20 protein-coding genes and 1 pseudogene are annotated in these 24546 nt (G+C 60.9%); 6 read left to right on the forward strand and 15 right to left on the reverse strand.

The window, feature by feature from the left end; all coding sequences use genetic code 11:
- Nucleotides 1–2: 2 nt before the first annotated feature.
- From tssK to tssA, 10 genes are all read right to left on the reverse strand, one after another.
- Nucleotides 3–1334 carry a type VI secretion system baseplate subunit TssK gene (tssK, locus tag HX830_RS00845; protein WP_177098668.1) on the reverse strand — a complete coding sequence of 444 codons (1332 nt, stop codon included), beginning with the start codon at nucleotides 1332–1334 and terminating at the stop codon, nucleotides 3–5.
- Nucleotides 1331–1822: a type VI secretion system lipoprotein TssJ gene (gene tssJ, locus HX830_RS00850; RefSeq protein WP_177098669.1), complete on the reverse strand. Its 492-nt coding sequence runs from the start codon at nucleotides 1820–1822 to the stop codon at nucleotides 1331–1333. Before tssJ ends, tssK begins: the two co-directional genes overlap by 4 nt.
- Entirely contained in the window at nucleotides 1815–2594 is a 780-nt protein-coding gene (locus HX830_RS00855) for an FHA domain-containing protein (protein ID WP_177098670.1), read from the reverse strand. Before HX830_RS00855 ends, tssJ begins: the two co-directional genes overlap by 8 nt.
- A gap of 201 nt (nucleotides 2595–2795) precedes the next feature.
- Nucleotides 2796–4274, reverse strand: coding sequence for a sigma-54 interaction domain-containing protein (locus HX830_RS00860; RefSeq protein ID WP_177098671.1), 1479 nt, complete (start codon nucleotides 4272–4274; stop codon nucleotides 2796–2798).
- 2 nt (nucleotides 4275–4276) lie between these two features.
- Nucleotides 4277–5284, reverse strand: coding sequence for a type VI secretion system baseplate subunit TssG (gene tssG / locus HX830_RS00865; protein WP_177098672.1), 1008 nt, complete (start codon nucleotides 5282–5284; stop codon nucleotides 4277–4279).
- Nucleotides 5248–7041 (reverse strand): type VI secretion system baseplate subunit TssF, encoded by a 1794-nt coding sequence (tssF, locus tag HX830_RS00870; protein WP_177098673.1) that lies wholly within the window; start codon nucleotides 7039–7041, stop codon nucleotides 5248–5250. Before tssF ends, tssG begins: the two co-directional genes overlap by 37 nt.
- 3 nt (nucleotides 7042–7044) lie before the next feature.
- Nucleotides 7045–7461, reverse strand: a complete 417-nt coding sequence (gene tssE / locus HX830_RS00875; protein ID WP_177098674.1) for a type VI secretion system baseplate subunit TssE — start codon at nucleotides 7459–7461, stop codon at nucleotides 7045–7047.
- A gap of 4 nt (nucleotides 7462–7465) precedes the next feature.
- On the reverse strand, nucleotides 7466–8917 hold the full coding sequence (gene tssC, locus HX830_RS00880) for a type VI secretion system contractile sheath large subunit (protein ID WP_177098886.1): 1452 nt from the start codon (nucleotides 8915–8917) through the stop codon (nucleotides 7466–7468).
- A 52-nt stretch (nucleotides 8918–8969) separates the two neighbouring features.
- A complete protein-coding gene (tssB, locus tag HX830_RS00885; protein WP_177098675.1) occupies nucleotides 8970–9476 on the reverse strand; it encodes a type VI secretion system contractile sheath small subunit in 507 nt (168 codons plus the stop codon).
- A gap of 20 nt (nucleotides 9477–9496) precedes the next feature.
- On the reverse strand, nucleotides 9497–11053 hold the full coding sequence (gene tssA / locus HX830_RS00890; RefSeq protein ID WP_177098676.1) for a type VI secretion system protein TssA: 1557 nt from the start codon (nucleotides 11051–11053) through the stop codon (nucleotides 9497–9499).
- Nucleotides 11054–11568: 515 nt separating this feature from the next.
- On the opposite strand from tssA, the gene HX830_RS00895 reads away from it, so the two are divergent.
- Entirely contained in the window at nucleotides 11569–13014 is a 1446-nt protein-coding gene (locus HX830_RS00895; protein WP_177098677.1) for a DHA2 family efflux MFS transporter permease subunit, read from the forward strand.
- On the opposite strand, the gene HX830_RS00900 is transcribed toward HX830_RS00895, so the two are convergent.
- Both HX830_RS00900 and HX830_RS00905 read right to left on the reverse strand, forming a co-directional pair.
- A complete protein-coding gene (locus tag HX830_RS00900; RefSeq protein WP_177098678.1) occupies nucleotides 13011–15092 on the reverse strand; it encodes a putative bifunctional diguanylate cyclase/phosphodiesterase in 2082 nt (693 codons plus the stop codon). The two genes, HX830_RS00895 and HX830_RS00900, sit on opposite strands and share 4 nt — an antisense overlap.
- A gap of 274 nt (nucleotides 15093–15366) precedes the next feature.
- Nucleotides 15367–16251, reverse strand: coding sequence for a LysR family transcriptional regulator (locus tag HX830_RS00905; protein WP_103499630.1), 885 nt, complete (start codon nucleotides 16249–16251; stop codon nucleotides 15367–15369).
- Between the two features lie 103 nt (nucleotides 16252–16354).
- Here HX830_RS00905 and HX830_RS00910 point away from each other — a divergent pair.
- Together HX830_RS00910 and HX830_RS00915 are read left to right on the forward strand one after the other, a co-directional pair.
- Nucleotides 16355–16851: pseudogene (locus tag HX830_RS00910) on the forward strand (GlcG/HbpS family heme-binding protein).
- A complete protein-coding gene (locus tag HX830_RS00915) occupies nucleotides 16848–18386 on the forward strand; it encodes an MFS transporter (RefSeq protein WP_177098679.1) in 1539 nt (512 codons plus the stop codon). Before HX830_RS00910 ends, HX830_RS00915 begins: the two are co-directional and overlap by 4 nt.
- Nucleotides 18387–18446: 60 nt before the next feature.
- On the opposite strand, the gene HX830_RS00920 is transcribed toward HX830_RS00915, so the two are convergent.
- The gene (locus HX830_RS00920; protein WP_103497014.1) at nucleotides 18447–18872 is read right to left on the reverse strand and encodes a MerR family transcriptional regulator; all 426 of its coding nucleotides are present in this window, start codon (nucleotides 18870–18872) and stop codon (nucleotides 18447–18449) included.
- Between the two features lie 78 nt (nucleotides 18873–18950).
- Between HX830_RS00920 and HX830_RS00925 the strand changes: the two genes are divergently transcribed.
- The gene (locus HX830_RS00925; RefSeq protein WP_177098680.1) at nucleotides 18951–20183 is read left to right on the forward strand and encodes an NADH:flavin oxidoreductase/NADH oxidase family protein; all 1233 of its coding nucleotides are present in this window, start codon (nucleotides 18951–18953) and stop codon (nucleotides 20181–20183) included.
- Between the two features lie 5 nt (nucleotides 20184–20188).
- Here the strand turns inward: HX830_RS00925 and HX830_RS00930 are convergent, their stop codons facing one another.
- Nucleotides 20189–21835: a phospholipase D-like domain-containing protein gene (locus tag HX830_RS00930; protein ID WP_177098681.1), complete on the reverse strand. Its 1647-nt coding sequence runs from the start codon at nucleotides 21833–21835 to the stop codon at nucleotides 20189–20191.
- 196 nt (nucleotides 21836–22031) lie between these two features.
- Here HX830_RS00930 and HX830_RS00935 point away from each other — a divergent pair, with 196 nt between their 5' ends.
- Nucleotides 22032–22724, forward strand: a complete 693-nt coding sequence (locus tag HX830_RS00935; RefSeq protein ID WP_103497011.1) for a YoaK family protein — start codon at nucleotides 22032–22034, stop codon at nucleotides 22722–22724.
- A 13-nt stretch (nucleotides 22725–22737) separates the two neighbouring features.
- On the opposite strand, the gene HX830_RS00940 is transcribed toward HX830_RS00935, so the two are convergent.
- Nucleotides 22738–23613: a patatin-like phospholipase family protein gene (locus tag HX830_RS00940; protein ID WP_177098682.1), complete on the reverse strand. Its 876-nt coding sequence runs from the start codon at nucleotides 23611–23613 to the stop codon at nucleotides 22738–22740.
- A 250-nt stretch (nucleotides 23614–23863) separates the two neighbouring features.
- Here HX830_RS00940 and HX830_RS00945 point away from each other — a divergent pair, with 250 nt between their 5' ends.
- Entirely contained in the window at nucleotides 23864–24469 is a 606-nt protein-coding gene (locus tag HX830_RS00945; RefSeq protein ID WP_177098683.1) for a glutathione S-transferase, read from the forward strand.
- Nucleotides 24470–24546 lie beyond the last annotated feature (77 nt).

Consider the following 24546-nt stretch of genomic DNA (forward strand, 5'->3'; position numbering starts at 1 on the left):
GTTCAACTCCTGATAGCCCAGAAATGCAGTTCAAGTTCACCAAGCTCGCCCGACTGGTGAAAGGCGAACCCACCCGAACGGGCCAACTGCGCCAGCTCCTGGGCATTGGGCTCCAGGCTGAAATAGGTCTGGCCCGAATCAAAGGGAATCTGTCTCGGCGCGACGGGTAATGGCGTCACGCGGATGCCGGGCAGGTGCAGATTGACCAGGTCGCGAAGCCCCTCGACAGTGCCGACCTTCAAGTGCGCGGGCAGGCGCTGACGCAATTGCTCGCGGCCACAGTTGGCACTTGCGGCGATCACGAAGGTGGCGGAGCCGATCAGGTCAGAGTCCACCAGGGGAGAAACCAGGATGCCGTAATGGCGGGGTTCCAGGATCAGCTCGATGGCATGCTGTTCAAGGACCATGGACAGCAACTGACGCACCTCGACCATCAAGGCGCGAAAACTGCCGCCCTGGTCACCGTGTCGATAAGCAGGCACGAACTCAGGACGCCGGGAGCCGGCGGAGAACGTGGTTAACTCGCCGAGCACTTCGAGCAGCAAGCGATAAAGGCGTTCCGGGTGTAGCCCGGCCTGCTCCTGATGGTGGCGCAGCAACAGTTCGGTACGGTTGATCATTTGCAGCATGATGAACTCGCCCACCTCTGCCCCGCCGACCTTGCCATTGGAACGTATCCGCTCGGCCAGGCAGTGAGCTCGATTGTCCAGCAAGGCGATCACTTCCCTGAGGCAGGCACTCAGGAACTCGGAGGACTGCGTTTCGATCACCGTCGGCATGAACTCGGGGTCAAGGCTGATGGTCCGGTCGGCATTGCTGCCCTGTATCTGGCACAACGGCAGCTTGACCCAGGCCTGGTCGTTGCCTGACTCCCCCGCCAGCAATTGCAGATTGGGTTGGGCGCAGAGGATCGAACTGCGGGTCTGCGCGCCGGCATTGGAGTCCATGACTTCGGCTTCATAACTGCAATAACGCGCCAATACCTCTTCCTGGCTCGCTGACCGTGCCTCGATGTGATGACCCGTGACCAGCGGCAACGCCAGGTAGATCGGCATGGGACCACTGTTGGCCGGTATCTCCAGCATCAGGGGCTGGCGGCTGCCCTCCCTGTCGAACAAGCTGCCATCGGGCAATACGCCGGCCGCCCGATTGAGCACGACCTGGCCGATCTGCAGGAACTGCGGGTCGATCTCCACCTGGGTAAACCCCCAGAAATGACGGCTCGACAAGCGGGTCCGGATCTTGAGTTGGTGGTCGTAGTACCGATCGTTGTGTTGCAGATGCTGAGGACGCAACAACATCCCTTCCTGCCAGATGACTTTGTGTCTGTTCATGGTCGGTGCTCCGTCCGGTCAGGTAATCCGGAAGCTTGATGAATGCCGGTGTGATCGAGCACCAGTCGGATCTCGCTGCGCTGGGTGTCAGGCAAGGTCAGGACGTGGCGCCAGCGGGTGTGGGGCAGATCGCGATAGGCCGCCAACAGCCCCACGTAGCGGCTGCCCGGGGCGATGCGCAGCTTGAGCGCCAGGTCTTCCCCAGGACGTAACTCCAGCTCCTGGGTGGCAATCAGATCTTGGGGAAGAGACTCCCTGGCGCGGTCGTAAAGACTGAAAAAATCGGCGTTTTCGAAGGCCACCGGGTGTTTGAGTTCAAACAAGCGCAACACGATGGGTGACGGTCGCCCATTGAGGTCGTGGTTCAACTGCTCACTGGCCTTCAGTTGCAAGTCCAGCTTGGTGACCGACGAAAAAGGCGATAGCGCCGAACAGCCCGACAGCAGCCAGATAGCCGCGCCAAGTAACAACGAGCGGATCTCAAACATGCTCGCTCCCCTGGCTCGCGGAACGGGAAAGCCTGTCGGTCTGGCGAGCCAGTTGTGAACAGCTCGCGAGAAAATCCGTGGCGCTGACATGCCGTGCCAGTCGGGCGGCCTGCAGGGCCAGGTCTTCACGGCTGTGCTCATCGAGATCGCTCAGGTCGACACCCAGCACACGGCCGAAACGTTGCCAGAAATCAGCCGAGGGCGGCCCTGGCAGGTGCCTGCTGGCAATGACTGTCGAGGTGCCCCATTCGGGCAGTGGCACACGTTCCATAAGCCCGGGAGCATGATCCGAGTGCATCGACACCCGAGCGCTGGCCGCGGCGCTCAAGTGGTCCAGTTCACTGTAGATACGCTCCTGTTGATCCAATGCCCGCAACGGGTCGAGATCGAGCAGGACAGCCTCCGCCAGCTCCGGCCCGGGTTGAGGCAACGGCCTGACCACCGAGGGCCGTTGACGCAGACTGGCGCGCAGCTCGATACCTGCCAGCACATAGACTTCGCCGTCCTCGATACGCTGCTCGCGTCCTCTGGCCAGGAAGGCGCCACCGGGTTTGAGCTGGATGCCGTTGCGACTGGTATCGGTCAGGTAGAAAGCCCCATCGTGATAGCTGACCAGCGCGTGAAAACCGGAGAGATGCCGCGCGGGATCGACAAGGCTCAAATGGCATTCGGGGGCACGCCCGATGGTGCCGCCGGCGCGGGTGAAGGGACGGCTTTGCAAGGGACTGCCGACTCCCCTCTGTCCGGCGGACACATGAAAAATCAGTTCCATGAAACAGCACTCCTTGAACTATGAACGGCGATCGACCGCGGTGGCGTCACCCAACGAGCGATAGGCCTCGTCGTCAAATCTGTAGTTGCCGCTGCAACTCCAAAGCACAGCGATCACCAGCAACAGACACACACTCGATAACCAACGGCGAACAGACATTGTTTTCTCCACTAACAAAAACGAATACGCAGGCAGAACCGCTCAACTCGCACACTGGGCAAGATCGATGTTCAAACGCGCCATGCGATACAACAGGGTGCGACGAGGCAGCTCCAACTCACGGGCCACCTGGGATTTGTTGCCGCCGTTCTCACGAAGGGCCGTCAACAACAGATTTCGCTCTATCTGATCCATCCGGTCGCGCAGGCTTTTGCGGCCAGGGGCAGAACGCCCGGGATGCAAGGCAAAATGCCCGGCCAGCAGGACATCGCCCTCGCACAACAGAACGGCACGCTCCACCAGCGCCTTGAGCTCGCGAACATTGCCGGGAAAACCATAGGCACAGAGTTGCTCGATAGCCCCGTGCGACCATTGCAGCGGCGCTCGTAGCAGGCGCTGGCAGGTGCTTTGCGCAAAGTGTCGAGCCAGTAGCTGGATGTCACCTTCGCGCTCACGCAAGGGCGGCAGCTCGATGGGAAACTGTGCCAGGCGGTAGTAGAGATCTTCGCGAAAGCGCCCGCTGGCCACCAACGCGGAAAGGTCGTGATGGGTTGCCGCGAGAATCCGGACATCCACACGATGGCTGTCATTGCAGCCCAGGGGACGGATTTCACCTTCCTGCAATACGCGTAACAGCTTGGCTTGTAGTGGCAACGCCAGGTCGCCGATCTCATCGAGCAACAAGGTCCCGCCATCGGCCAGGTCAAAGAGGCCGCGGCGATCCCGATCAGCCCCGGTAAAAGCCCCCTTGCGAAAACCGAACAGCTCGCTTTCCAGCAGATTCTCAGGAACCGCGGCGCAGTTCTGCACGACGAAGGCACGGCTACGTCGAACACCATGCTCATGGATCGCACGCGCCACCAGTTCCTTCCCAGTGCCCGTCTCACCGCCCAGCAGGACCGTGAAATTGTTGTCCAGTACCTTGCCGATCAACCGCCAGGTTCGCTGCATGACCGCGCTGGAGCCGATCATCCCGAAGCGCTCGGTACCCTGCACAGGCAGACGAGCCGTAGTAGGTGGAGCAGATTTCAACAGTGGCAGCTGGGCCAATACCAGCGTCCCCAGCGCACCCAGCGCTTCCTCAAGGCCGGTCGGATCGATGCGCCGGGCGCTCGCGCAAACCAGCACACCCTGCTTGTGCCCAGGCAACGCAATGCATAGCAATGAGCGCCAGGGCTGTTCACTTCCCGGTAGAAAGCCGGTGTCATGGAGCCTGTCGTCAAGGTCGGCCAGATACAGCGATCGACCTTGTTCAAGGACATAACGTAGCAACGGCGGCACGGCCTGAGATTGAAAAGACCTGGCGAGCGAGCTGCTCTTGAACTGCGGTATATATTCATGACTCAGATGCAGGGTCGAGTCCTGCTCGTCCAGCCAGTACAACTGGCATAACTCGCAGACACTCAGCTGGCCCGCCATGCAAACGAATTCTTGCAATAGCGAGACGCTATCTTCTGCACGCGCCAGCTGAGCCAGTTTGGCCACCAGAGCCCTAGCCTCGTTAATCAACATAGTTGCCATGCTCAATAAAAGGTGTGATCAACCGTGACCGTGCCGTCGGATTTTTCCGGTTCCAGCCAACTGGACCAGCCCAGGCGACAGCTGTTTTCCGCACCCAGATGCAAATCTCGCCGCTGCGTCTCGCGTAACACCAGACGCACATCGAAGTTCAGTGGATCACGCAGGGTAAAACGCACCAACGCATTCAATATCGGATGGTTGGAACCACCGGGAAGAAACTCATGAAAACCCAGCCAATCCAGGTTTCTGATATGGACACGAAACTTTCCACTGCAGTCCGATACACAGGTTCCCAACACCAGGTCATGTCCCAATGAACTGTTGGCAAGACTCAAGCGGTTCCGTTGATCCGGCACAATCATCAGCGTTCGCTCGACACACTGCTCTATGGTTATTTCAACCCGGTTGAAGTAGTAACGCAGCACTGCCTCGATCAACGCCGCGCAATGGGCCCGCTGGCTCAGCAGCCCCAGATAGGGCAGCAGGCGCTTCCAATCCAGCTCCTCGGCCTGGCGAATATCCTCTCCCCCCAGGCCCGCCAGGGCATAAAGTTGTTCGGACAGCGGATCCGTGGCGCCATGGCGAAAACGCTTGTAATAACGATACTTTTGCCAGACGGGTAATATCAGCCGTTGAAGACGGTGATGAAAGACATCCAGGAAAGCTCGGGTTGCCTGTCCGGTTTCTGTTTCCTGAAGTACCTGTTCGGCATAAAACATCGGCAATGGAGAACTGGCACCAGACAACGCCATCAGGTTGAAACGCAAACACGCACGTAACGAACCGGCCTCTTCAAAGAACGTGACCTTGTCAACGTCACTGCCGGGAAAAGCAAAACTTGGGTTGGCCTGAAATTCAAGTTTCTCGTACAGGCTGTCTTCATCCAGATCGGGGTAGGCTTCACGTAATCTGGTAATCACCACCCGGACGGCTTGAAACAGCGTGTATTCTCGAATCGTACAGGTCAACGCATTCAAAACAGCGGTTGTTGCCCCAAACGTGGCGTCCATTTATAAACCTCTCCCTTGGCACTGAGAACGTGCAACTCATGAAATGAATTAAGCCCGACATACAGTGCGAAAAACTCGTTGAGCACCGTGGCAAACAGGAACAGGTCGCCTTCTCCGCCAAAGTGTTGCGGGTCCATCGCCAACTCCGTGCGCAGGCCTCGCAGGGGAAGACCGCCATAAAGTCGATCGGTCGCTTGATGGCGGATGGATTTGAGACCGGCGAGGCGCTGCTGGCTGACCTCCTGCAGCCGCGTGTCGTGGTGGCTGGCAAAGTCATAGGTCTCGAGCACCTTGCGCAGTGCCGTGATATTGGCCAACGACAAGTAATTCAGTGACATGTTGCTGATGAGTTTCCAGAGCATGCCCTGCCCCAGGGGCGGCGGATAAAAGCGGCTGGCCGGGGTGATATTGCGAAAACTCAAGGACTCCGGAAGACCGCTGCCGGCATGACAGATATCGCCCACTGAAAGACGCTGGGGCAGATTCTGATTGGTGCAGGTGAGTTCAGTGGAGAGCGTCTCGGCCAGTAACACACCCTCGCTGTTAAAGCGCACATAAGTGTCCAGACCGTCGTGTGCCAACGAAGGGCGCTGACGCAGGGTGTAATGCGCGACCGACTGCCCCGGGCCGCAATGGCTATCGTGCTCGAAGGATTCGAAAGGCACAAAATCACGATAACCCAAGCCTCCCGCGCGCCACCCGGTCATGCGATCCACCGAATACACACCGCACTGACCGGCCTCGTACTCGGTCGGCAGCAACAGGTACTCGTCCTGCTTGCCATCCAGTTGCAGGGGCAACCCATCGTGCGGGAACAAGTTGACAATGGGTGTGCAGTACAACTTGATGTTCTCAAGCGTGGGCCGCAACTCCCGCGTCTCATCAGCCGCCTTGATCGTGAAACGAACCTCCAACCCACGCACGTTGGCCAGGACATCGTCCGGGAACTGCTTCAAGGCCTCCAGCCCGAGCAGATCGACAAACAGGAACTTCTCCTTGAAGGAGAAATACTCCTGCAACAGGCGATAACCGCGGAAGGTGTTGAGCGGGTACGGAATCAAGGCTTCGTCTTCGGCGAAACCCACGGGTGACATCGATTGGGCCGGCAGGGAAAACGACTGCGACATTCCCCCGTTGTCCAACAGTACCTGCCCATCACGGCCCAGTAATACGACACTGATGCCTTGCAGATGACGTGAAAAATTGAGATAGAGCATCTGGCTGATATAACGCTCACCCGCCAGGTGCAGACGCAAGCGTTTGAGTTCCAGCTGCCCCAGGTGGCCTTCGCCCGTCATGTTCAATTGCAGGCTCAACAGGCTCCGATCACCCTTTGTCGAATAGCTCAAGGCATTCAAGACAAGTGGCAGCACCTCAGTGGAATAGCAGGTGCGAAAACGGCAACGCACGCCGTCGATACCACGGCTCTCGACCGACGAATGACGAGGTACCTCCAGCGCCGGCGCGGCCAACGGCGACGGATCGAACTCGAGCACACTGAAGGCCGGCAATGGCCGCATATAGTTGGGCCATAACAGTTGCATGAGTGAGTGCGTCAGTTCCGGCAGTTCGTCATCCAACCGTTCGCGCAAGCGCCCGGTCAGAAACGCGAACCCTTCGAACAAACGCTCGACATCCGGATCACTGCCACTCTCCCCCAGAAAAGGCGCCAGGGCCGGATTACGCTCGGAAAAGCGCCGACCGAGCGTGCGCAGGGCACTCAACTCACTCTGGTAATATCGATTGAACGACGACACAGCTCACTCCTCATCCGCTTTGACGGTCACTTCGCAGCGCTCATCCAGTACCGCCAGAAAACGGACCCTGTGTTTCAGATTGCCCACTTCGAGCATTCCCTCGATGCTGAAAGACAGCCTCAGCGAGCCCGGCGCAGAAGAACCGGGCACGACCGAAACGGCAGAAAGTCGCGGCTCATAGGTTTCTATGAATTGGCCTATGGCCCGGGCGGTTTCGACCAGGACGTCGTACTGGCTCAAGCGCATATCGTTGATATCCGGAAGGCCATAATCCGGCAGCGCCTGGACGCTGCCTCGCCGACTGCCCAGCATCCGCGTCAAGTGGCTGGCCACCGACGCATTGACCGCGCGTTCCAGGCTCCAGCCCTGGCGATGCAAGGCCTGGCCACTCAACCGTTCGAACAGACTGCCGTAAGCCATGGCCTTAGACCGGTTGGTCTTTATCGAGCTTGCCGACCAGGGACAACGTGAAGTCGGCCCCCATGTACTTGAAGTGCGGTCGAACGCTCAAGCCGATCCGGTACCAACCCGGCTCGCCCTCGACATCGCTGACCGCGATGTTGACTGCCCGCAAGGGCCGTCGTCCGCGGACTTCCGCACTGGGGTTGTCCTGATCGGCGACGTACTGGCGTATCCATTTGTTCAGTTCCAGCTCCAGGTCGGTGCGTTCTTTCCAGGAACCCAGTTGCTCGCGCTGCAGGACCTTCAGGTAATGCGCCAGGCGGTTGACGATAAACAGATAAGGCAGCTGTGCACCGAGCTTGTAGTCCAGTTCGGCATCCTTGCCCTCTTCGCTGTTGCCGAAGAACTTCGGCTGCTGAACGGAGTTGGCCGAAAAGAACGCGGCGTTGTCGCTACCCTTGCGCATCGCCAATGAAATGAAACCCTGCTCGGCCAATTCGTACTCTCGGCGGTCCGACACCAGGATCTCGGTAGGAATCTTGGTCTCGATTTCACCCATGCTTTCAAAATGGTGCAGAGGCAGGTCCTCCACCGCCCCGCCGCTTTGCGGCCCGATGATGTTCGGACACCAGCGGTACCGGGCAAAACTGTCGGTCAGCCGGGTGGCAAAGGCGTAGGCGGTATTGCCCCATAGGTAATGCTCGTGATCGCCACTGACGTTTTCCTTGTAGACAAAGGTCTTCACCGGATTGTTTTCCGGATCGTAAGGGCTGCGTAGCAGAAACCGTGGCAGTGTCAGGGCCAGGTGACGCGCATCTTCCTGCTGCCGGAAGCTCTGCCATTTGGCGAACTGCGGTCCCTCGAAGTGATCCCGCAGATCCTTTATGTCGGGCAGCCCGGTAAAGCTCTCCAGGCCGAAGAAACGTGGGCCGGCAGCGGCAATGAACGGCGCATGGGCCATGGACGCCACGCTGGCGACATACTGCATCGTTCGCACATCGGGTGCGCTGGGCGAAAACGCATAGTTGCCGATGATCGCTCCGACCGGCTCACCGCCGAACTGGCCGTACTCCGCCGTATAGACATGCTTGTAGAGACCCGACTGGGTCACTTCCGGAGAGTCTTCGAAGTCCTCCAGCAGATCCTGCTTGGAGACATTCATCAGCTCGATCTTGATGTTTTCACGGAAGTTGGTCCGGTCCACCAGCAGGTGCAGGCCACGCCAGGACGACTCCAGGGACTGGAATTGCTCATGGTGCAGGATTTCATCCATCTGCCGGCTGAGCTTCATGTCGATCTGCGCAATCATGCGATCGACCAGGGCCTTTTTGACCGGCTCGCCGCTGTTCTGTGGTTTGAGCAACTCCTCGACAAAGGCGGATATGCCGCGCTTGGCCACCTCGTAGGCGTCGTCCTCGGGAGTCAGTTTCGTCTCGGCGATGATGCAATCGAGCACGCCATAGTCCGAGGTCAGCTCACGGTGCTGCTGTAGGGTATCGTTAGTGGTCACAATGGCTTCCTTGTTATCAGTTGGGTTCGGCGGGCGAAGGGTCCAGGCCGAGTTCAATCAGTGCCCGGTCGCGCAACTGTCCATCGGCAAGCACACCTTCTATCGCGCGCCTGAACGCTGGCGCATTACCCAGTGGCCCCTTGAGGGCAACCAATGCCTCGCGCAGGGCCATCAGCTCCTTGAGCTCGGGAATCTGCTCGACTAGATGGGCCGGGCCAAAATCCTTCATGCCGCGCACGCTCAGATCGATCGCCAGTTCCGCAGCCGGTTGGTTGTCCTTGAGTACGTTGCGTACATTAAACTGAAGGCGCAGTTGTTGTTTTTCCATGACATCGTCAAAACTGTTCTTGTCGATGCTGATGGGCTTTCGGTCCTCAACTTTGCGTTCATCCGGACGCTGGACAAAATCGCCGACCACCAGAAGTTTCAAGGGAAGTTCCACATCCTCCACGGCGCCGCTCTGCGCTGGCTTGAATGTAATATTGATACGTTCCTTCAAGGGTTGAGAAGATTCTCGGGCCATGGGCTACTCTCTTTTCCATTTTAGATAATGACCGCGTCAAGATTCAGATGACAAAGACGGCGATACGCACGCGCCCTGTCTTCTTGCGTGTCGGTGGTTTCAGGCAGTGCTTCAAAACACTGATACAGCAGATGCAATACTTCCGCGGCCAGATCCGGCTCCCAAGTCTGCAATCCCGACGCCTGTAGCTGTTGATCGAGGGCATCGAGTTTCAACCTGGCCAACTCGTACTGCCTGGCCTGAAAGCACAACTTGACCAGCGCCAGTTGCCAGAAAAAAACGGCGCGCTGCCCACGGGCCGCTTGCATGCCCTTCGTCAGTAACTGGACCGCGGACTTGAAGCCATCCTTGAGCAATACCGGCTGAACGTCCTGCAGCGCCTGCTCCCAGGCCGCATCGACCGGCACTCCATCGCGGGCACTCGGCGCTACAGCCGGTCGTAGATGCAATAAAACACGGCTGCTGATCCAGCCTCTTGTCGCGCCATCCGCAAACGGCGCACCATCGTGGAAACGCAGTTCGGCGATGCCGGGAAGCCGTTCGAGAAACAGCGCGAAATGCAACTCCAACTCCCGCACCGCCTGGCTCAGACTCAAGGCCTGAAGGCACTCCCAGAGCATACGCAGACCATCGAACCAGAATGGCGCCCCGGCCAGCGTGGCTTCCAATTTGGGCAACAACGCCTCATGGTCACCGCGTGCCAAGGCCTCGGCGTAGATCCTCAGCGTATCCAGCGGTGGCGCCCTCAATGCCGTGACCTGCTCGCCATCATGCTCCGGCAGCCGTTCGATGGGCAGCCAGAGCAGCGTCCGACTCAAGCCCAGTGCCTTGGCCGTCGCCGCTTTCTGGCGTAGCCACCAGGCACACAACGGACGGGCCAACTCCTGTTGCAGACGCAGGCTTTTCTGCGCCTCCTTCTCACCATCAATGCGAACGCCATGGGTGGATGAACCGGAAGCAGCCGAGGGCGCCTGGGCATTCATGCCCGTTGCCTGGGACGACTCGGACCGGCGAGCCGATGGGCGATTGGCCCAGCCCGACAGGCGCCGTGCAATCGAACTGATCTGCGGAGCTTCACCGGCCAGCCGCTCATCCAGCAGTTTGTCCAGCTCATTGAGGCGCGCCGCCAGCGCGGTAAGAACGGACGCCTGCTCGACCTCCCGGCATTCACCTTCCAGCGCCTTTTCGATTTGCGCGATCAGCCAGCCGATAGCCGCCGAGCGGGTACGCGGCTTGAGCGGGTGCAGCACTGGCCAGTGGTATTCACACAGGTGGCCGACCAACTCCAGCCCGGCCAGCAAGCCGGGGAACGCCGCCTGCTTATAGAGCGCCCAGGTCATCCAGCAAGCGACCCGCAGATCCTTGGAGTGATGACGCAGGATCACCTCGCTTTCGACCTTGACCTTGTGCCAATCCACTCCGTCCGTGGCATAAGGGGAAAGAGCCTTGCCCAATTCCCGCTCAAGACTTTCGTATTCACCGGAAAAGCGCACGTCATCGCCGGCAAAGTTATCGACGAAAACCGGAACACTCGCCAACTCGAAACAATAAGACTGCAATACGCTCGGACAGGTCATCCTTGGCCTACATAAAATTAATCAATAAAAAATCCGAATATCCAACAACACAGTATTACAAACCCACAAGAAAACGCGATTTTTCCTAATCACCAAACAAGCTTAGAAGTTGGTTGTTATGTTCACAATGGAAAAAACCACAGCAGCGCGTAGGAAATATCTACATGAAGAATAAGATCCCATGTAACTCCCGAAAAAATTAAAATCTCCTAAATCATTCCGCATCTAACAACAAGGCCCAGCAATACAAAAACATAAAACCAGACACTTATTTTTTCCATATAAGGTGCCCTGCTCGGTAACCAGACCTTCAGCCAGACACTGCTGTGCGACCGACGCTTCCTGGATCTGCCGAGCATGGGCAGGCGGACTTTTCATCAGACGCACTGGGCGGTACGGCCTTCAACATCCACTTTCCGATCCCTGAACCCTTAACAACCTCCCTACACTCTCTCTATTGAGCCCGGCGCGACCCGCGACCTAAACTCGCCGGCCCTCACACGAGAGATCCCCTCATGACAGCACCTGCCTCCCCCGCAGCCGAGTCGGACCACCGCTGGCTCGCCTTGATCGTCCTGTGCCTCGGGGTACTGATGATCGTGCTCGACACCACCATCGTTAACGTCGCGCTGCCGTCGATCCAGACCGATCTGCACTTCACGCAAACCTCCCTGGCCTGGGTGGTAAACGCCTATATGCTGACCTTCGGCGGCTTTCTACTGCTGGGCGGTCGCCTGGGTGATCTCTATGGCCATCGACGCCTGTTCCTGCTCGGTATCGGCTTCTTCACCCTCGCCTCGCTGGCCTGTGGCCTGGCCCACAACCAGGAAACGCTGATCTGGGCCCGGGCCTTTCAAGGCCTGGCCGCCGCCGTGGTGACCGCCGTGGCCCTGTCGCTGATCATGGACCTGTTCAGCGAACCGGCCGACCGGGCCAAGGCCATGGGCGTCTACGGTTTTGTCTGTGCCGGTGGCGGTAGCCTGGGCGCCCTGCTCGGCGGCGTGCTCACCAGCACCTTGAGCTGGCACTGGATCTTCCTGGTCAACCTGCCGATCGGCGTGGTGGTGATCGCACTGTCCCTGCGCCTGCTCTCGAAAACCCTCAACCAGCACCCGTCCCGCGACCTCGATGTGGCCGGCGCACTCAGCGTGACCGCCTCGCTGATGCTGGCGGTCTACGCCATCGTCAATGGCAATGAAATGGGCTGGACATCACTGCGCACCGTCGCGCAACTGCTGATTGCCGTCGGCCTGCTGCTGGCCTTCCTGGTCATCGAGACCCGCATAAAAGTCCCGCTGATGCCCTTGCGCCTGTTCCGCCTGCGCAACCTGGCCATCGCCAATATCATCGGCGTGCTCTGGGCCGCCGCGATGTTTGCCTGGTTCTTCCTGTCGGCGCTGTACATGCAGTTGGTGCTGGGCTACACGCCCTGGGAGGTGGGACTGGCGTTCCTGCCCGCGAACCTGATCATGGCGGTCTTTTCCCTGGGTATCTCGGCCAGGCTGGTGATGCGTTTCGGCATTCGCCTGCCCCTGGCGGTCGGGCTGGCGCTGGCGGCCCTGGGGCTGCTGCTGTTCGCCCAGGCGCCGGTCAACGGCCACTTCCTGCCCAACATTCTCCCGGGCATGCTGTTGCTCGGCCTGGGCGCGGGCATTGCCTTCAATCCGTTGCTGCTGGCGGCGATGAATGACGTCGCGCCGTCCGAGTCGGGGCTGGCTTCCGGCGTGGTCAATACCGCTTTCATGATGGGTGGCGCACTGGGATTGGCGGCACTGGCCAGCCTGGCCGCGGCGCGTACCGAATCGCATCTGGCAACAGGAGTGTCGGCACTCTCGGCCCTCAACGACGGCTATCAGAGCGCCTTTCTGGTGGGCGCGGTGTTTGCCGCGCTGGGTGCGGGCCTGGCCGCGGTCATGATGCGCAGCAAGAGCGGTGAAAGCCTGGGTGGTGCCGAGGCCTAGCTTGCAGCCTGACGTTCGAGCCGGCCGATATCAGCCATGAATTTCTCCGCCGGCAAGGGGTGCCCCAGCAAGTAGCCTTGCAGGGAGTCGCACCCCAGACGGGTCAGGAAACTCTGCTGCATATCGGTTTCCACCCCTTCGGCGACGATCCGTAACCCCAGCGCCTGGCCCAGGGCGACAATCGCCGAAACGATCGCCGCATCGTCGGAGTCATGCTCCAGGTCGCGGACAAAACCACGGTCGATCTTCAACTCGTTGGCCGGCAGGCGCTTGAGGTACATCAGGCTCGAATAGCCGGTGCCGAAATCGTCGATGGACAGGTCCACGCCCATGTCCGAAAGTTTCTGCAACACTTCCATACTCGCATCGGCGTCACTCATGGCCGTGGTTTCGGTGATCTCCAGGGTCAGGCTGTTGGCCGGCAACTGATGCCGGGCCAGGGCGCTGGCCACGCTGTCGACCAGGCCCGCATGGCAAAACTGCAGGGCCGAGAGATTCACCGCGATACGCCAGTGCTGGTAGCCCTGTTCATACCACAGGTGCATTTGCCGACACGCTTCGTTCAGTACCCAGTCGCCGATGGGGATGATCAGGCCGGTCTTTTCCGCCAGGGCGATGAACTTGTCCGGCAGCAACAACCCTTCCTCGGGGTGCTCCCAGCGCAACAGAGCCTCGGCGCCGATCGGTGTGCCCTTCAGGGCGTCGAACTTGGGTTGGTAAAAAAGACGGAACTGTTGCTGTTCCAAGGCCTGGCGCAGGTCCTGCAAGAGTTGCAACTGCTTGCGGGCGTTGCTGTTCATCGATGCGTCGAAGAAGCTGTGGCCGTTTTTGCCCGCCCCCTTGGCGTGATACATCGCCGCGTCGGCGTTCATCAGCAATTCTTCGGCGGTCTGACCGTTGCCCGGGAACAGCACGATGCCGAGGCTCGCGGAGATCAGCAGGTCGTGGTCGCCCACCCGGAACGGCCGGGAGATCAGGCCGACCTGACGCGACGCCACTTGCAGCGCATCGTCCGGCTCGGCCAACTGCACCAGCAACACGAACTCATCACCACCGATGCGCGCCAGGGTGTCCTGGCCGCGCAGATCTTCGCGCAGGCGCAGGGCGACTTCGCGCAGCAACTGATCGCCCATGTGGTGGCCGAACGCATCGTTGACCGGCTTGAAGCCGTCCAGATCGATAAACATCAGCGCAAAGCAACCGCCTTCGTCCGTGGCCTTGTGCATCGCCTGGTCGATCCGGTCCGCCAGCAGCACACGGTTCGGCAAGCCGGTCAGGGTGTCATGCAGCGCCAAATGGATGAGTTCCTGGTTCGCCTGACTCAGCGAATTGGCCAGCATGGCGGTCCGGGCTTCGAGTCGGGCATCGAGCAGCGAGGTCAACAGGGCGATGGACAGCACCGCCAGGCTGGTGACCAACACCAGATTGTCCAGCCCCTTACCGGACAACCCGCTGCCCACCGCGCCACAGAAACTGCCCTGGCTGAAGTTGGCGGCCGCCATGCCGGTGTAGTGCATGCCGACAATCGCCAACCCCATGACAACCGACGCACCGCTACGGGCCAGGCGCACATAGGGTGTGCTGCGCCGCAGGTGAAAGGCGATCCACAAGGCCGCCGCCGAGGCCACCACGGCAATCACCAGTGAGGCGCCGAACAGGGTCGGGTCGTAATCGATACCGGGCTGCATCTGCAGTGCCGCCATGCCGCAATAGTGCATGGCACTGATGCCAGCCCCCATGATCAGGGCGCCGAGGGCCAATTGCACCACCGGCAGGCTGGGCTGGCTGACCAGCCAAAGGGCAAAGCCGCTGGAAAGAATCGCAATCAGCAGTGACAGCAACGTCAGTGGGCCGTCGTAGGCCAAGGCAATCGGCAGCTTGAACGCGAGCATGCCGATAAAGTGCATGGACCATACCCCCACGCCCATGGCCATGGCACCGCCGGCCATCCACAGGTACACCGCCCGTCCGCTGGCCGTGGCAATGCGCCCGGCCAGATCCAGCGCGGTATAAGAGGCCAGGATCGCCACACAAAGGGACATGAAGACCAGCGCGGAGGAATAGCTACCAATGAGCATGACGAATCTCTGAAACATCGAACCGGGCAATGCCCGAACTCGGTGAAAAAACGGCGGATTGTACCTGCTTCCCTGCGAGTGCACGGTGGAATATTGGCTACTGGCCATTATTCAGGAGGACCTGCCCGACGTATAGGTCAGCGCCCAGGGAAGACCGACCAACGGCATGCTGTATCGATTATGCGCAGGCTCGACCGGCCCAACACTATTTGACGTGCTGGTCGCCTAATCGATGATAGCCGATCAGGCGTAAGTCGCTCCGGTCCAGGCCTGATCAAGCCCTCTCTCCCGGAGATTCACGTTTGACCCGCTCGATATAACGCGCCACCGCCGGGGCCTTTTCAAAACGTCGATAAATCAGCGACAACCAGGAACTTGCCTCGCAGCCGTGGATCGGTCGATACACCACATTCGGCAGGTTCACATGGCCGACCACCGATTCGGGCACCACCGCCACGCCCTGCCCCAGGGACACCGCCGCGATCACCGCCACCAGCCCGCCGGGCTGCGGCCCCAGCTTCGGCGCATAACCACCCTGGGCGGCGACCTGCAGGGTGCCGCTGATCTGCTCCGGGAGAATGAAGGTTTCATTCTGCAAATGTTCGGTGCCGATCTGTTTCAGACGGCACAACCAGGCATCGTCCGCCACGGCCAGCACAAACCCTTCGGCGTTCAGGCGCACCGCATCCACGCCCTCGGGCAAGGACATCGGCGAGCGCACATAACCGATATCGAAACGTCCCTCGGCGATCAACCCAGGCAGCACCGCCATCGGGCTTTCGCGCACCGTAAGGCTGACCTCGGCGAACTCCCGGCCGAAGGCCTTGACCTGGCGCTGCAGCACCCCGGAATACACCGCCGAGGCTACATAACCGAGTTCGATATGCCCGACTTCACCGCGTCCGGCCCGCTGCGCATTGCGCTGGGCAAACTCGAACTGGCGCACCGTTGCTTCGGCTTCCGGCAGCAGTGCCGCACCGGCTTCGGTGAGGGTGACCTCGCGCTGCCCACGCAAAAACAGCCGGGTGCCGAGAGCGACCTCCATATCCTGGATCTGTCGACTCAGGGTCGGCGGTGCGATATCCAGCTGCTCGGCCGCCCGGGTGAAATTGCGTTGCCGGGCCACCGCCAGGAAATAGCGGAAATGACGAATTTCCATACAGGCATTAGCTCAAAGGTAATGAAGTACCGAAGCCCACCTAACAAAGCCAGGTCCGAGCCGCGATAAGCTGCTTCTACCGCCACAGTAGAGAGCTTGTACCATGCGCGTCAAATCCCTTATTCCCTTGTTTTTGCCTGCTTGAGCCTGCCGTTGGTGGCAACAGCCGACTCATCACCCGCCATTGCCCACAAGGCAATCCTTGACCTGGGGCTGGCCCGTACGCTGCTCGAGGCCGCCGAGCAGGCAGCCACGGCAAAAGGCTGGCCCTGCGCAATTGTGGTGGTCGATGACGGCGGCTGGCCGGTCCTCGGCGAACGCATGAACGGCGCCCCCGTAGTGGCCGGTATTCAACTGGCCGAAGGCAAGGCCCGAACGTCGGCGCTGTTCAAACGGCCGTCGGGCGATCTGGAAAACGCCGTCAACGGCGGACGCCAGGCCGCCCTCAGCGCCGGCCTGGTGATGATGAAAGGGGCACAGCCGATTCGCCTCGAAGGCCAGGTGATCGGCGCCATCGGCATCAGCGCCGACACCCCGGCCCATGACGATGAAATCGCCCTGGCCGCCATCGCCGCCCTGCCGTCGCAGGCCCAGCCATGAGCCGGGTCAGCCCACGCTTGACACTGCTGACCGCCTCCGGCGTCTGCTCGCTGATTGTCCTCGATACCAATATCGTCGCCGTCACCCTGCCTAGCATTGCCCGCGACCTGGGGGCAAACTTCGCCGATATCGAGTGGGTGGTCAGTGCCTACATGCTGGCCTTCGCCGCCCTGCTGCTGCCGGCGGGGAGCATCGCCGACCGCTTCGGCCGACGCAAAACCCTGCTCTGGGGCCTGACCCTGTTCATCCTCGCATCACTGGGCTGTGGCGCCGCACCCGACAGCCTGTTCCTCGATATCGCCCGCGCCATCAAGGGCGTCGGTGCCGCGCTGTTGCTGACCTCCGCCCTCGCCTCCATCGGCCACGTCTTTCACGACGAGGCCGAGCGGGCCAAGGCCTGGGCCTTCTGGGGTGCCTGCATGGGAGTCGCCATGACCGCCGCGCCAACCCTCGGCGGGCTGATTACCCAGTACCTGGGCTGGCGCTGGATTTTCTACCTAAACCTGCCGGTGGGCCTGCTGCTGATGGCGATGGTCCGCCACGCCGTGCCGGAGTCCCGGGACAGCCAGGCGGCGCGCCTGGATCCCTGGGGCAGCCTGGCCTTCAGCGGCGCCTTGCTGTGCCTGATCTGGGGCTTGATCGAAGCCAATCGCATCGGTTGGAACAGCCCGCTGACCTACACCCGGCTGCTGGGCGGCGCTGCGCTGCTGGGCCTGTTCGTGTTCGTCGAACGGGTGCAACAACGGCCGATGGTCGACCTGCAACTGTTCCGCCACCCGCGCTTTATCGGTGCCCTGCTGGGGATGTTCGCCTATGCCGGTTGCGCCCAGGTGATGATGACCCTGCTGCCGTTCTACCTGCAAAACGGCCTGGGCTTTTCCGCCGTGGCTTCGGGCCTGGGCATGTTGCCCTTCGCCCTGGCCATGCTGATCTGCCCGCGTATCGGTATTCGACTGGCCTCACGGTTCGCCCCGGCGACAATGATGGCGAGCGGCCTGACCCTGGTCGGTTGCGGCAACCTGCTCAGTGCCTGGGCGGTCGGCAGTGGCAACTACCTGCCATTTGCCCTGGCGATTACCGTGACCGGTGCCGGCGCCGGACTGCTCAACGGCGACACCCAGAAAAACATCATGGCCTGCGTACCCCGGGAACGGGCCGGCATGGCCTCGGGGATGAGCACCACCATGCGCTTCAGCGCGATCATGCTGACCATCGGTGTGTTCGGTGCCCTGCTCGCCAGCCATACCGAGCAATTGCTCCAGGCCAGCCTCGCCGCCCAGGCCGCGCCCTGGCTCGATCAGGCCCGGGCGATTGCCTCGCGGGTGGTCGCCGGTGATATGCCGGCGGCCATGGCAACGCTGCCGGAGTCCGCACGCCAGGTGGTCCAGCCTCTGGCTCGCGCAGCCTTCGTCGGGGGCTTTGCCACGGTGCTCTGGGTCGCGGGCTTGCTGGCGTTGTCAGGGGCGTTGGTGGTGGGCAGTTTGATGCGCCATCCGCTGCCCGCCAGCCGCTCTTATTCATTGGCCAGGGAATAAATCCGTACGGGGCTCGTCGTACGGGCACTGAAATTATTCAGCCGCCCAATTTAGAAGCCCTTACAGTGGTAGCCGTGGTTGCGGGGACTGGATCGACGCCAATACCCGCTCGGTGTTTTCCGTGCAACTGACCCCATCGGGTCGGTTGCGGATGCTATTGACGATCCCCAACAACTGCATTTTGCTATGGGCCAGGCGCGCCTGCATGGCTTCGATCTGATCGATCTTGCGCTCCAGGCTGTCAACCATGACCTCATGGCCCAAGCCCCCGGTCTCGGCCACCGGCACCAACGCCCGTAGTTCCTCGAGACTGAAACCCGCCTGCTGTGCGCACTGGATGATCGACAATGTCTGCAACACCTCGGCCGGATACTCACGGTAGCCGTTGGCCTGGCGCTGTACCTTGCGAATCAACCCCTGGGCTTCGTAAAACCTGATCTTCGACGCCGCCAGGCCACTGCGTAGGGCCAGTTCACCGATCTTCATAAGAGGCCTCGAATGGACGCTTGACATTAAAGTTAGGTTTAAGCTTAGCCTGAACTCCCCACTACCCCGGAGTCAAGCATGTCCCCCTTTCAAGCACTGCTCCTGCCCAACGGCGTACAGATCCCGAATCGCATCGCCAAGGCCGCCATGGAAGAGAACATGGCTGACCTGGATAACGCGCCTTCCGCTCAGTTGATGGAACTCTACCGCGCCTGGGCCGACGGTGAACCGGGTTTGCTGCTGACGGGCAACGTGATGATCGACCGTCGCGCCATGACCGGCCCGGGCGGTGTGGTGCTGGAAGATGAAAAACACCTGGAAAAATTCCGCCATTGGGCCGCCATTGGCCGGGCCAAGGGCGCGCAATTCTGGATGCAGATCAACCATCCCGGACGCCAGACCATGGCCAATCTCGGCCAGACCGCCTGGGCGCCATCGGCGGTAGCGCTGGACCTGGGCGGCTTCTCGAAGATGTTCGCCGAACCTCGTCCCATGAGCGAAGCGGATATCGAAGAGGTGATCGGGCGTTTCGCCAACAGCGCCCGTCTCGCCGAGCAAGCGGGATTCACCGGTGTAGAGATCCATGCGGCCCACGGCTACTTGATCAGCCAGTTCCTCTCACCGCTGAGCAACCAGCGCAAAGACCGTTGGGGCGGCTCGCTGGAAAATCGCGCCCGTTTGTTGCTGTCGGTGGTCAAGGCGATAAAGGCCGTGGTTTCGCAGGACTTTTGCGTGGCGATCAAACTCAACTCGGCGGACTTCCAGCGCGGCGGCTTCGACGCTGACGATGCCCGCCAGGTGATCGAATGGCTGAACGACTTGCCGGTGGATCTGGTCGAGCTTTCAGGCGGTAGCTATGAGGCTCCGGCCATGCAGGGCGAAGCACGGGACGGTCGCACCCTGGCGCGGGAGGCCTACTTCATGGAAATGGCCGGCGAGTTGGCGAAGGTGGCGAAAATGCCGGTGATGGTCACCGGTGGCATTCGGCGCTTGCCCATCGTCGAACAGGTGCTGGACAGCGGCATCGCCATGGCCGGTATCGGCACTGCGTTGGCCGTGGAACCGCACCTGCCCCGACACTGGCGCGAAGGCCGCGACAGCCATCCGCAATTGCCACCGATCCACTGGAAGAAAAAGCCGCTGGCGGCCTTGGCGAACATGGCGGTGGTCAAGTTCCAACTGCAGCGCCTGAGCAAGGGCAAGCGCCCTCACCCCGAGGTTTCGGCGGTGTGGGCGCTGGTGCTGGATCGGTTGTTTATCGGTCGAAGGACAAAGCAGTATCGCGCGGCGATGAAGAACCTGAGCGCCTGATCCCGTTAGCGCCCGGCAAACCGCAACCGAGACAGCATCTTCAAATCGCCATCCTTGTAATACCCATCGCTCCAGCTGTTGTCCGGCGACAGCGGCTGGACCTGCTTGAGCTCCAGCTTCTTCGCGTAATAGCGAAACCGGTAGTGCTCATAAAAGCGCAGGATCTCCAGGCCATAACGATCCGCCAGATCGGTATCGCCACGAATCACCAGGTAGTTCTCGTCATTGCCATCGCTGGCGCCGACGCTGAGGTTGTGGCTGCCACTGATAATGGTCGGCGCGTCGGTGGTGAAGTCAGTGACGATGGCCTTGGTATGCACCAGCAGGTTGCCCTTCTGGCCAAGGAGCCCCTCCTTGATCCAGCCCTCCAGGCCGGTATTGAGCAGCGCCGTGGCCACGAAATCATCCGTCCGATCGGCATGAATCCCGGAGATGCTGCTGGCGGTGTTCTGCAAGCCGAAACGCAGCACATCGTCGTGGGGCTTGCCGAGCAAGGCGTCGAGGATTTCCTGGGGCAAGGCAAAGGCCGTGGCGAACAGCACATCCTTCTGCGCCGCCGTAATGATCTGCACGAACTCCTTCAGATCGCCCTGTCCGGTACGCGGGGAAAACCCGGCGAACAGCGGCTGGCTCGGGTCCATGGGATTGTTCTGGGTGATCCACTTGCGGGTCGCCGCCACATCCGCCGGCGCCGCCCAGATCTCCTCGAAGACCTGGGTGTACTCGGTGGCCAGGCGGACGTCGTCAAGCACATGCACCACGTTGGCCTGACGATAGACACCATTGGCGGTGAAGTTGGTGCTGCCACAGAGCACGGCTTCAGGCCGGTACTCGCCACCGGCGTCGCGCTGACTGAGCACGATGAACTTGTCATGGAAGATATTGCTGGTGACCCGACCCCGTTTGCTCTCGGCCGGAATCGGCGCCAGGCTCTGCTCGTTCAGGGTGGTGTCCTCATCACCGACCTTGGCGTGGTAGAGCACGCGAATCCGCACACCGCGCTGCTGCGCCGCGTTCACCGCATCGACTATCGCTTTCAACTGATACTCGTAGATGGCGATATCCAGGCCCCACTGCACATCCGTTGCACGGGCAATAAAACCCAGCAACTCTTCCAGCAGGCCGTTTTCCAACCACAGGCGCGCCGCATCGGGCCAGGCTTCGATGGGCAGGTTTTTCTGGGTGGTGATCAGTTTGTCCAGATCCGGAAATTTGCGTTCGAAGCCCTGGCTGGCCGCCACCGCACGGTTGAAGATCACCCGCTGGCCCTTGGGCAGGCCATTGTCGGTGGTCACCGTCACCGCCAGCGATTCGCCCAGTTGCGGCGCATCAGGCGTGCCGTAGGCCAGGTGCACCCGGTAGTTGCAGGTGCTGCCGGGCTCGACGTTGTAGTCGGCCCAACGGAATTTCTGCAAAGGTGCCAGATTGCTCGGGGTCGCGTGGTACTGGGGGAAGGTGTGTTCCTTGCCGGGGAACGTCAGGCTGTTGAACAGGAACTCCCAGGGCGCGCTGCCTTCCTGGCGTTCGATGGCAAAACCGAGCAGGCCGGCCCGCCGCGATTCGGCCAGGTCGATGGCCAGCAACACGCCACTGGTCCCGGCGTAGGCCTTGACCCGAAAATCGTCCTGGGGATTGCTCTGAAGTACGCGCATGCACCACATCCTTGGGAAGTCCGCTGAGGTGTTCGAGCGTAGCGAATTTTTATAACGCCAGGCACTTCATACGCGACTTTCACCATGAAATTTTCCATCCAAGGTTTCAACCGTCCGACCTTGATCAACGACAAGCGGCGAGTTACCGTCTGACTCCATCCGGTGCCCCCGACGCCAGAACCAGAGAGGACATGCCATGGAATCCCCCTTGCACCCCAGCGTAGGACCGGCCCTCAGCTTCAACGGCGGCTTCGTCGACACCCTGGGTTTCCTCGCCTTGCAAGGGCTGTTCACCGCCCACGTCACCGGCAACTTCGTCACCCTGGGGGTGAGCATTGTCCATGGCACCTCCGGCGCACTGCCCAAGCTGATCGCGCTACCGGTATTCGTGCTGGTGGTGGGGCTGACGCACCTGGCCGCGGTGGCCATCCATCGTCGGGGGCTGACGCCGCTGCGCCTGCTGCTGGTGACCCATACGCTGATACTGGCCGCCTTCGCTTTCCTGGCGATTTTCTGGGGCCCCTTCATCGACGGCGACAGCACGACGGCGCTGATCACCGGCATGACCGGGGTCACCGCCATGGCGATTCAGAACGCCATTTCCCGCCAGCATATGAAAGGCACACCGCCGACCACGCTGATGACGGGCAACGTCACCCAGTTCGCCGTCGATGTGTTTGCCCTGTGGACCGAGCGGGACATGCAGCAACGGAGCGTGATCAAACAACGTCTGAAACCGATTTGCACGACGCTGCTGGCCTTTGCCTCAGGCTGCGTCAGCGCCGCCCTGCTCTATCTGGCCTGGGGATTGTGGGCGCTGATTCTGCCGGTAGTGGTCGCCGTGGGCGTCTGCCTGGGTGTCTACCGCGGCGACCGACTCAAGCCGTAACCGGCGTTACCCCTCAATGCCCGTGTGTCGAGGGGTGAGTGTGGGCCTGCAATGAATCGGGCACACCGGTACGAACCAACCCGCCCTCCTCGATCCAGATGCAGGTTTGTTCATAGGCACGCTGCAACAGGGCGTCGGTCTGGCTGAAGTCAAAGACCGAGATCCCCAAGGGACACAAAGGCGCTACCACGTGAATACCCGCCCGGTGCGCGTAGAGTTCGATATCCCGCACCAATTGCCGCATGCTCATCAGGTTCAACGTGTGCAGCGCCAGGGCCACCAGGCCGGCCGGCGGTTGTGGGCAGGCGCAGCCGAAGCCCGTCGGCACCACCACGATGCGATTGGCCCCCAGGTCGACCGCGCTGGCAATCGGTGTATTACTCGCCACACCACCGTCGATCAACAACTTGTCGCCAACCCTCACACAAGGAAATACCAACGGGATCGCCGCACTGGCCAGCAGCGCCTGTTCCGCGCTGCCGCTGGACAACAGCTCTTCGGCCCCCGTCAGCAGGTTGGTGGTGACGATATGCAGTGGCAGGACCGTGTCTTCGATCCGTGCCACGGGCAACGCTCGCTTGACCAGTCGCTCCAGCGCCGTGGCCTGCAACAGAAAGCCGCGCCGATTGATCAGCGCCCCCAGGGTATCGAGTAACGACAGGGGAAACACATCGCCCTTGCGCAAACTGCGCCAGAAGTCCGCCAGCTCCGCCACCCCCTGCGCGGTGGGCCGTGCGGCAAAGTAGGCGCCGTTGATGGCACCGACCGACGCGCCGATCACCAGGTCAAAGTTCACCCGGGCCTCTACCAGGGCCTTGAGCATGCCCACCTGGACCGCGCCGAGGCTCCCACCTCCAGCCAACACGAGGGCAGTTTTGACAGCGTGCATGGCAGGCCTCGCTCGTACTCAATGACGGTCATACAGGAGCATAGCTGGCGACTTGAAACTCAACGCGATAGCCAACTAGTATTGGGTCCGGACTCAATACTCCTTGGCCGTGAACGAGACCGTGCTCCTTTCTTCACATCGAGAGGGCGTTCTTCGTGAGCCTCGGGATAGTTGCGTGTCCGGCACAGTAACCGGTTCAAGCCCCAGGGGCTGCCAGGATTCTCTTCACCGCATCAAAAGGACAGGATCAATGAAGCTTATCGGTATGCTGGACTCTCCCTACGTGCGCCGGGTCGCTATCACCCTCAAGCACCTGGGCATCGCCTTCGAACACCAGTCGGTGTCGGTGTTTCGTGACTTCGAGCGCTTTGCGCAGATCAACCCGGTGGTCAAGGCCCCGACCCTGGTCTGCGACAGCGGCGAAGTGTTGATGGACTCAGGGCTGATTCTCGAATATCTGGCGCTGATCGCCGGTCCCGGCCAGGCCTATGCCAGCCTGGCCGAGCAGGTGCGCGGACTGCGGCTGATCGGGCTGGCCCTGGCCGCCTGCGAGAAATCGGTGCAGATCGTCTATGAAAAGAATCTGCGTCCCGCGGAGAAACAGCATGGTCCCTGGCTGGAACGGGTTGGCGGCCAGTTGGCAGCCGCCTACACGCAGATCGAGAACGAACTGTCACGCCAGCAACTGCCCCAAGACGGCACGATTCGTCAGGAAGGCATCAGCCTGGCGGTTGCCTGGAGCTTCAGCAAGATGATGCTCCCCGAGCAATGCCTGGCGGCACACTATCCGCACCTCGAACAATTCACGGCCTATGCCGAGCGCCTGGAGATTTTCGTCAGTACTCCGGCCACCTGATTCCCCGCTTCCTCCCACACCTGTTGATCCTGTCGGCGGTCAGTGACTAGGCCGCCGACACGGCACCATAGTGGCGA

The organism is Pseudomonas gingeri, from assembly GCF_013385425.1.
Lineage (GTDB): Bacteria > Pseudomonadota > Gammaproteobacteria > Pseudomonadales > Pseudomonadaceae > Aquipseudomonas > Aquipseudomonas gingeri_D.

Bases quoted from the DNA above. Each gene is read 5' to 3' on its own strand.
- HX830_RS00930 (WP_177098681.1), bottom strand. From the start codon at position 21,835: ATGCGCGTACTTCAGAGCAATCCCCAGGACGATTTTCGGGTCAAGGCC.
- HX830_RS00860 (WP_177098671.1), bottom strand. From the start codon at position 4,274: ATGGCAACTATGTTGATTAACGAGGCTAGGGCTCTGGTGGCCAAACTG.
- tssE (WP_177098674.1), bottom strand. From the start codon at position 7,461: ATGGCTTACGGCAGTCTGTTCGAACGGTTGAGTGGCCAGGCCTTGCAT.
- HX830_RS00920 (WP_103497014.1), bottom strand. From the start codon at position 18,872: ATGAAGATCGGTGAACTGGCCCTACGCAGTGGCCTGGCGGCGTCGAAG.
- HX830_RS00945 (WP_177098683.1), top strand. From the start codon at position 23,864: ATGAAGCTTATCGGTATGCTGGACTCTCCCTACGTGCGCCGGGTCGCT.
- tssJ (WP_177098669.1), bottom strand. From the start codon at position 1,822: ATGTTTGAGATCCGCTCGTTGTTACTTGGCGCGGCTATCTGGCTGCTG.
- tssK (WP_177098668.1), bottom strand. From the start codon at position 1,334: ATGAACAGACACAAAGTCATCTGGCAGGAAGGGATGTTGTTGCGTCCT.
- HX830_RS00895 (WP_177098677.1), top strand. From the start codon at position 11,569: ATGACAGCACCTGCCTCCCCCGCAGCCGAGTCGGACCACCGCTGGCTC.
- HX830_RS00905 (WP_103499630.1), bottom strand. From the start codon at position 16,251: ATGGAAATTCGTCATTTCCGCTATTTCCTGGCGGTGGCCCGGCAACGC.
- HX830_RS00900 (WP_177098678.1), bottom strand. From the start codon at position 15,092: ATGCTCATTGGTAGCTATTCCTCCGCGCTGGTCTTCATGTCCCTTTGT.
- tssG (WP_177098672.1), bottom strand. From the start codon at position 5,284: ATGGACGCCACGTTTGGGGCAACAACCGCTGTTTTGAATGCGTTGACC.
- HX830_RS00935 (WP_103497011.1), top strand. From the start codon at position 22,032: ATGGAATCCCCCTTGCACCCCAGCGTAGGACCGGCCCTCAGCTTCAAC.
- tssA (WP_177098676.1), bottom strand. From the start codon at position 11,053: ATGACCTGTCCGAGCGTATTGCAGTCTTATTGTTTCGAGTTGGCGAGT.
- HX830_RS00940 (WP_177098682.1), bottom strand. From the start codon at position 23,613: ATGCACGCTGTCAAAACTGCCCTCGTGTTGGCTGGAGGTGGGAGCCTC.
- HX830_RS00915 (WP_177098679.1), top strand. From the start codon at position 16,848: ATGAGCCGGGTCAGCCCACGCTTGACACTGCTGACCGCCTCCGGCGTC.
- tssB (WP_177098675.1), bottom strand. From the start codon at position 9,476: ATGGCCCGAGAATCTTCTCAACCCTTGAAGGAACGTATCAATATTACA.
- HX830_RS00925 (WP_177098680.1), top strand. From the start codon at position 18,951: ATGTCCCCCTTTCAAGCACTGCTCCTGCCCAACGGCGTACAGATCCCG.
- HX830_RS00855 (WP_177098670.1), bottom strand. From the start codon at position 2,594: ATGGAACTGATTTTTCATGTGTCCGCCGGACAGAGGGGAGTCGGCAGT.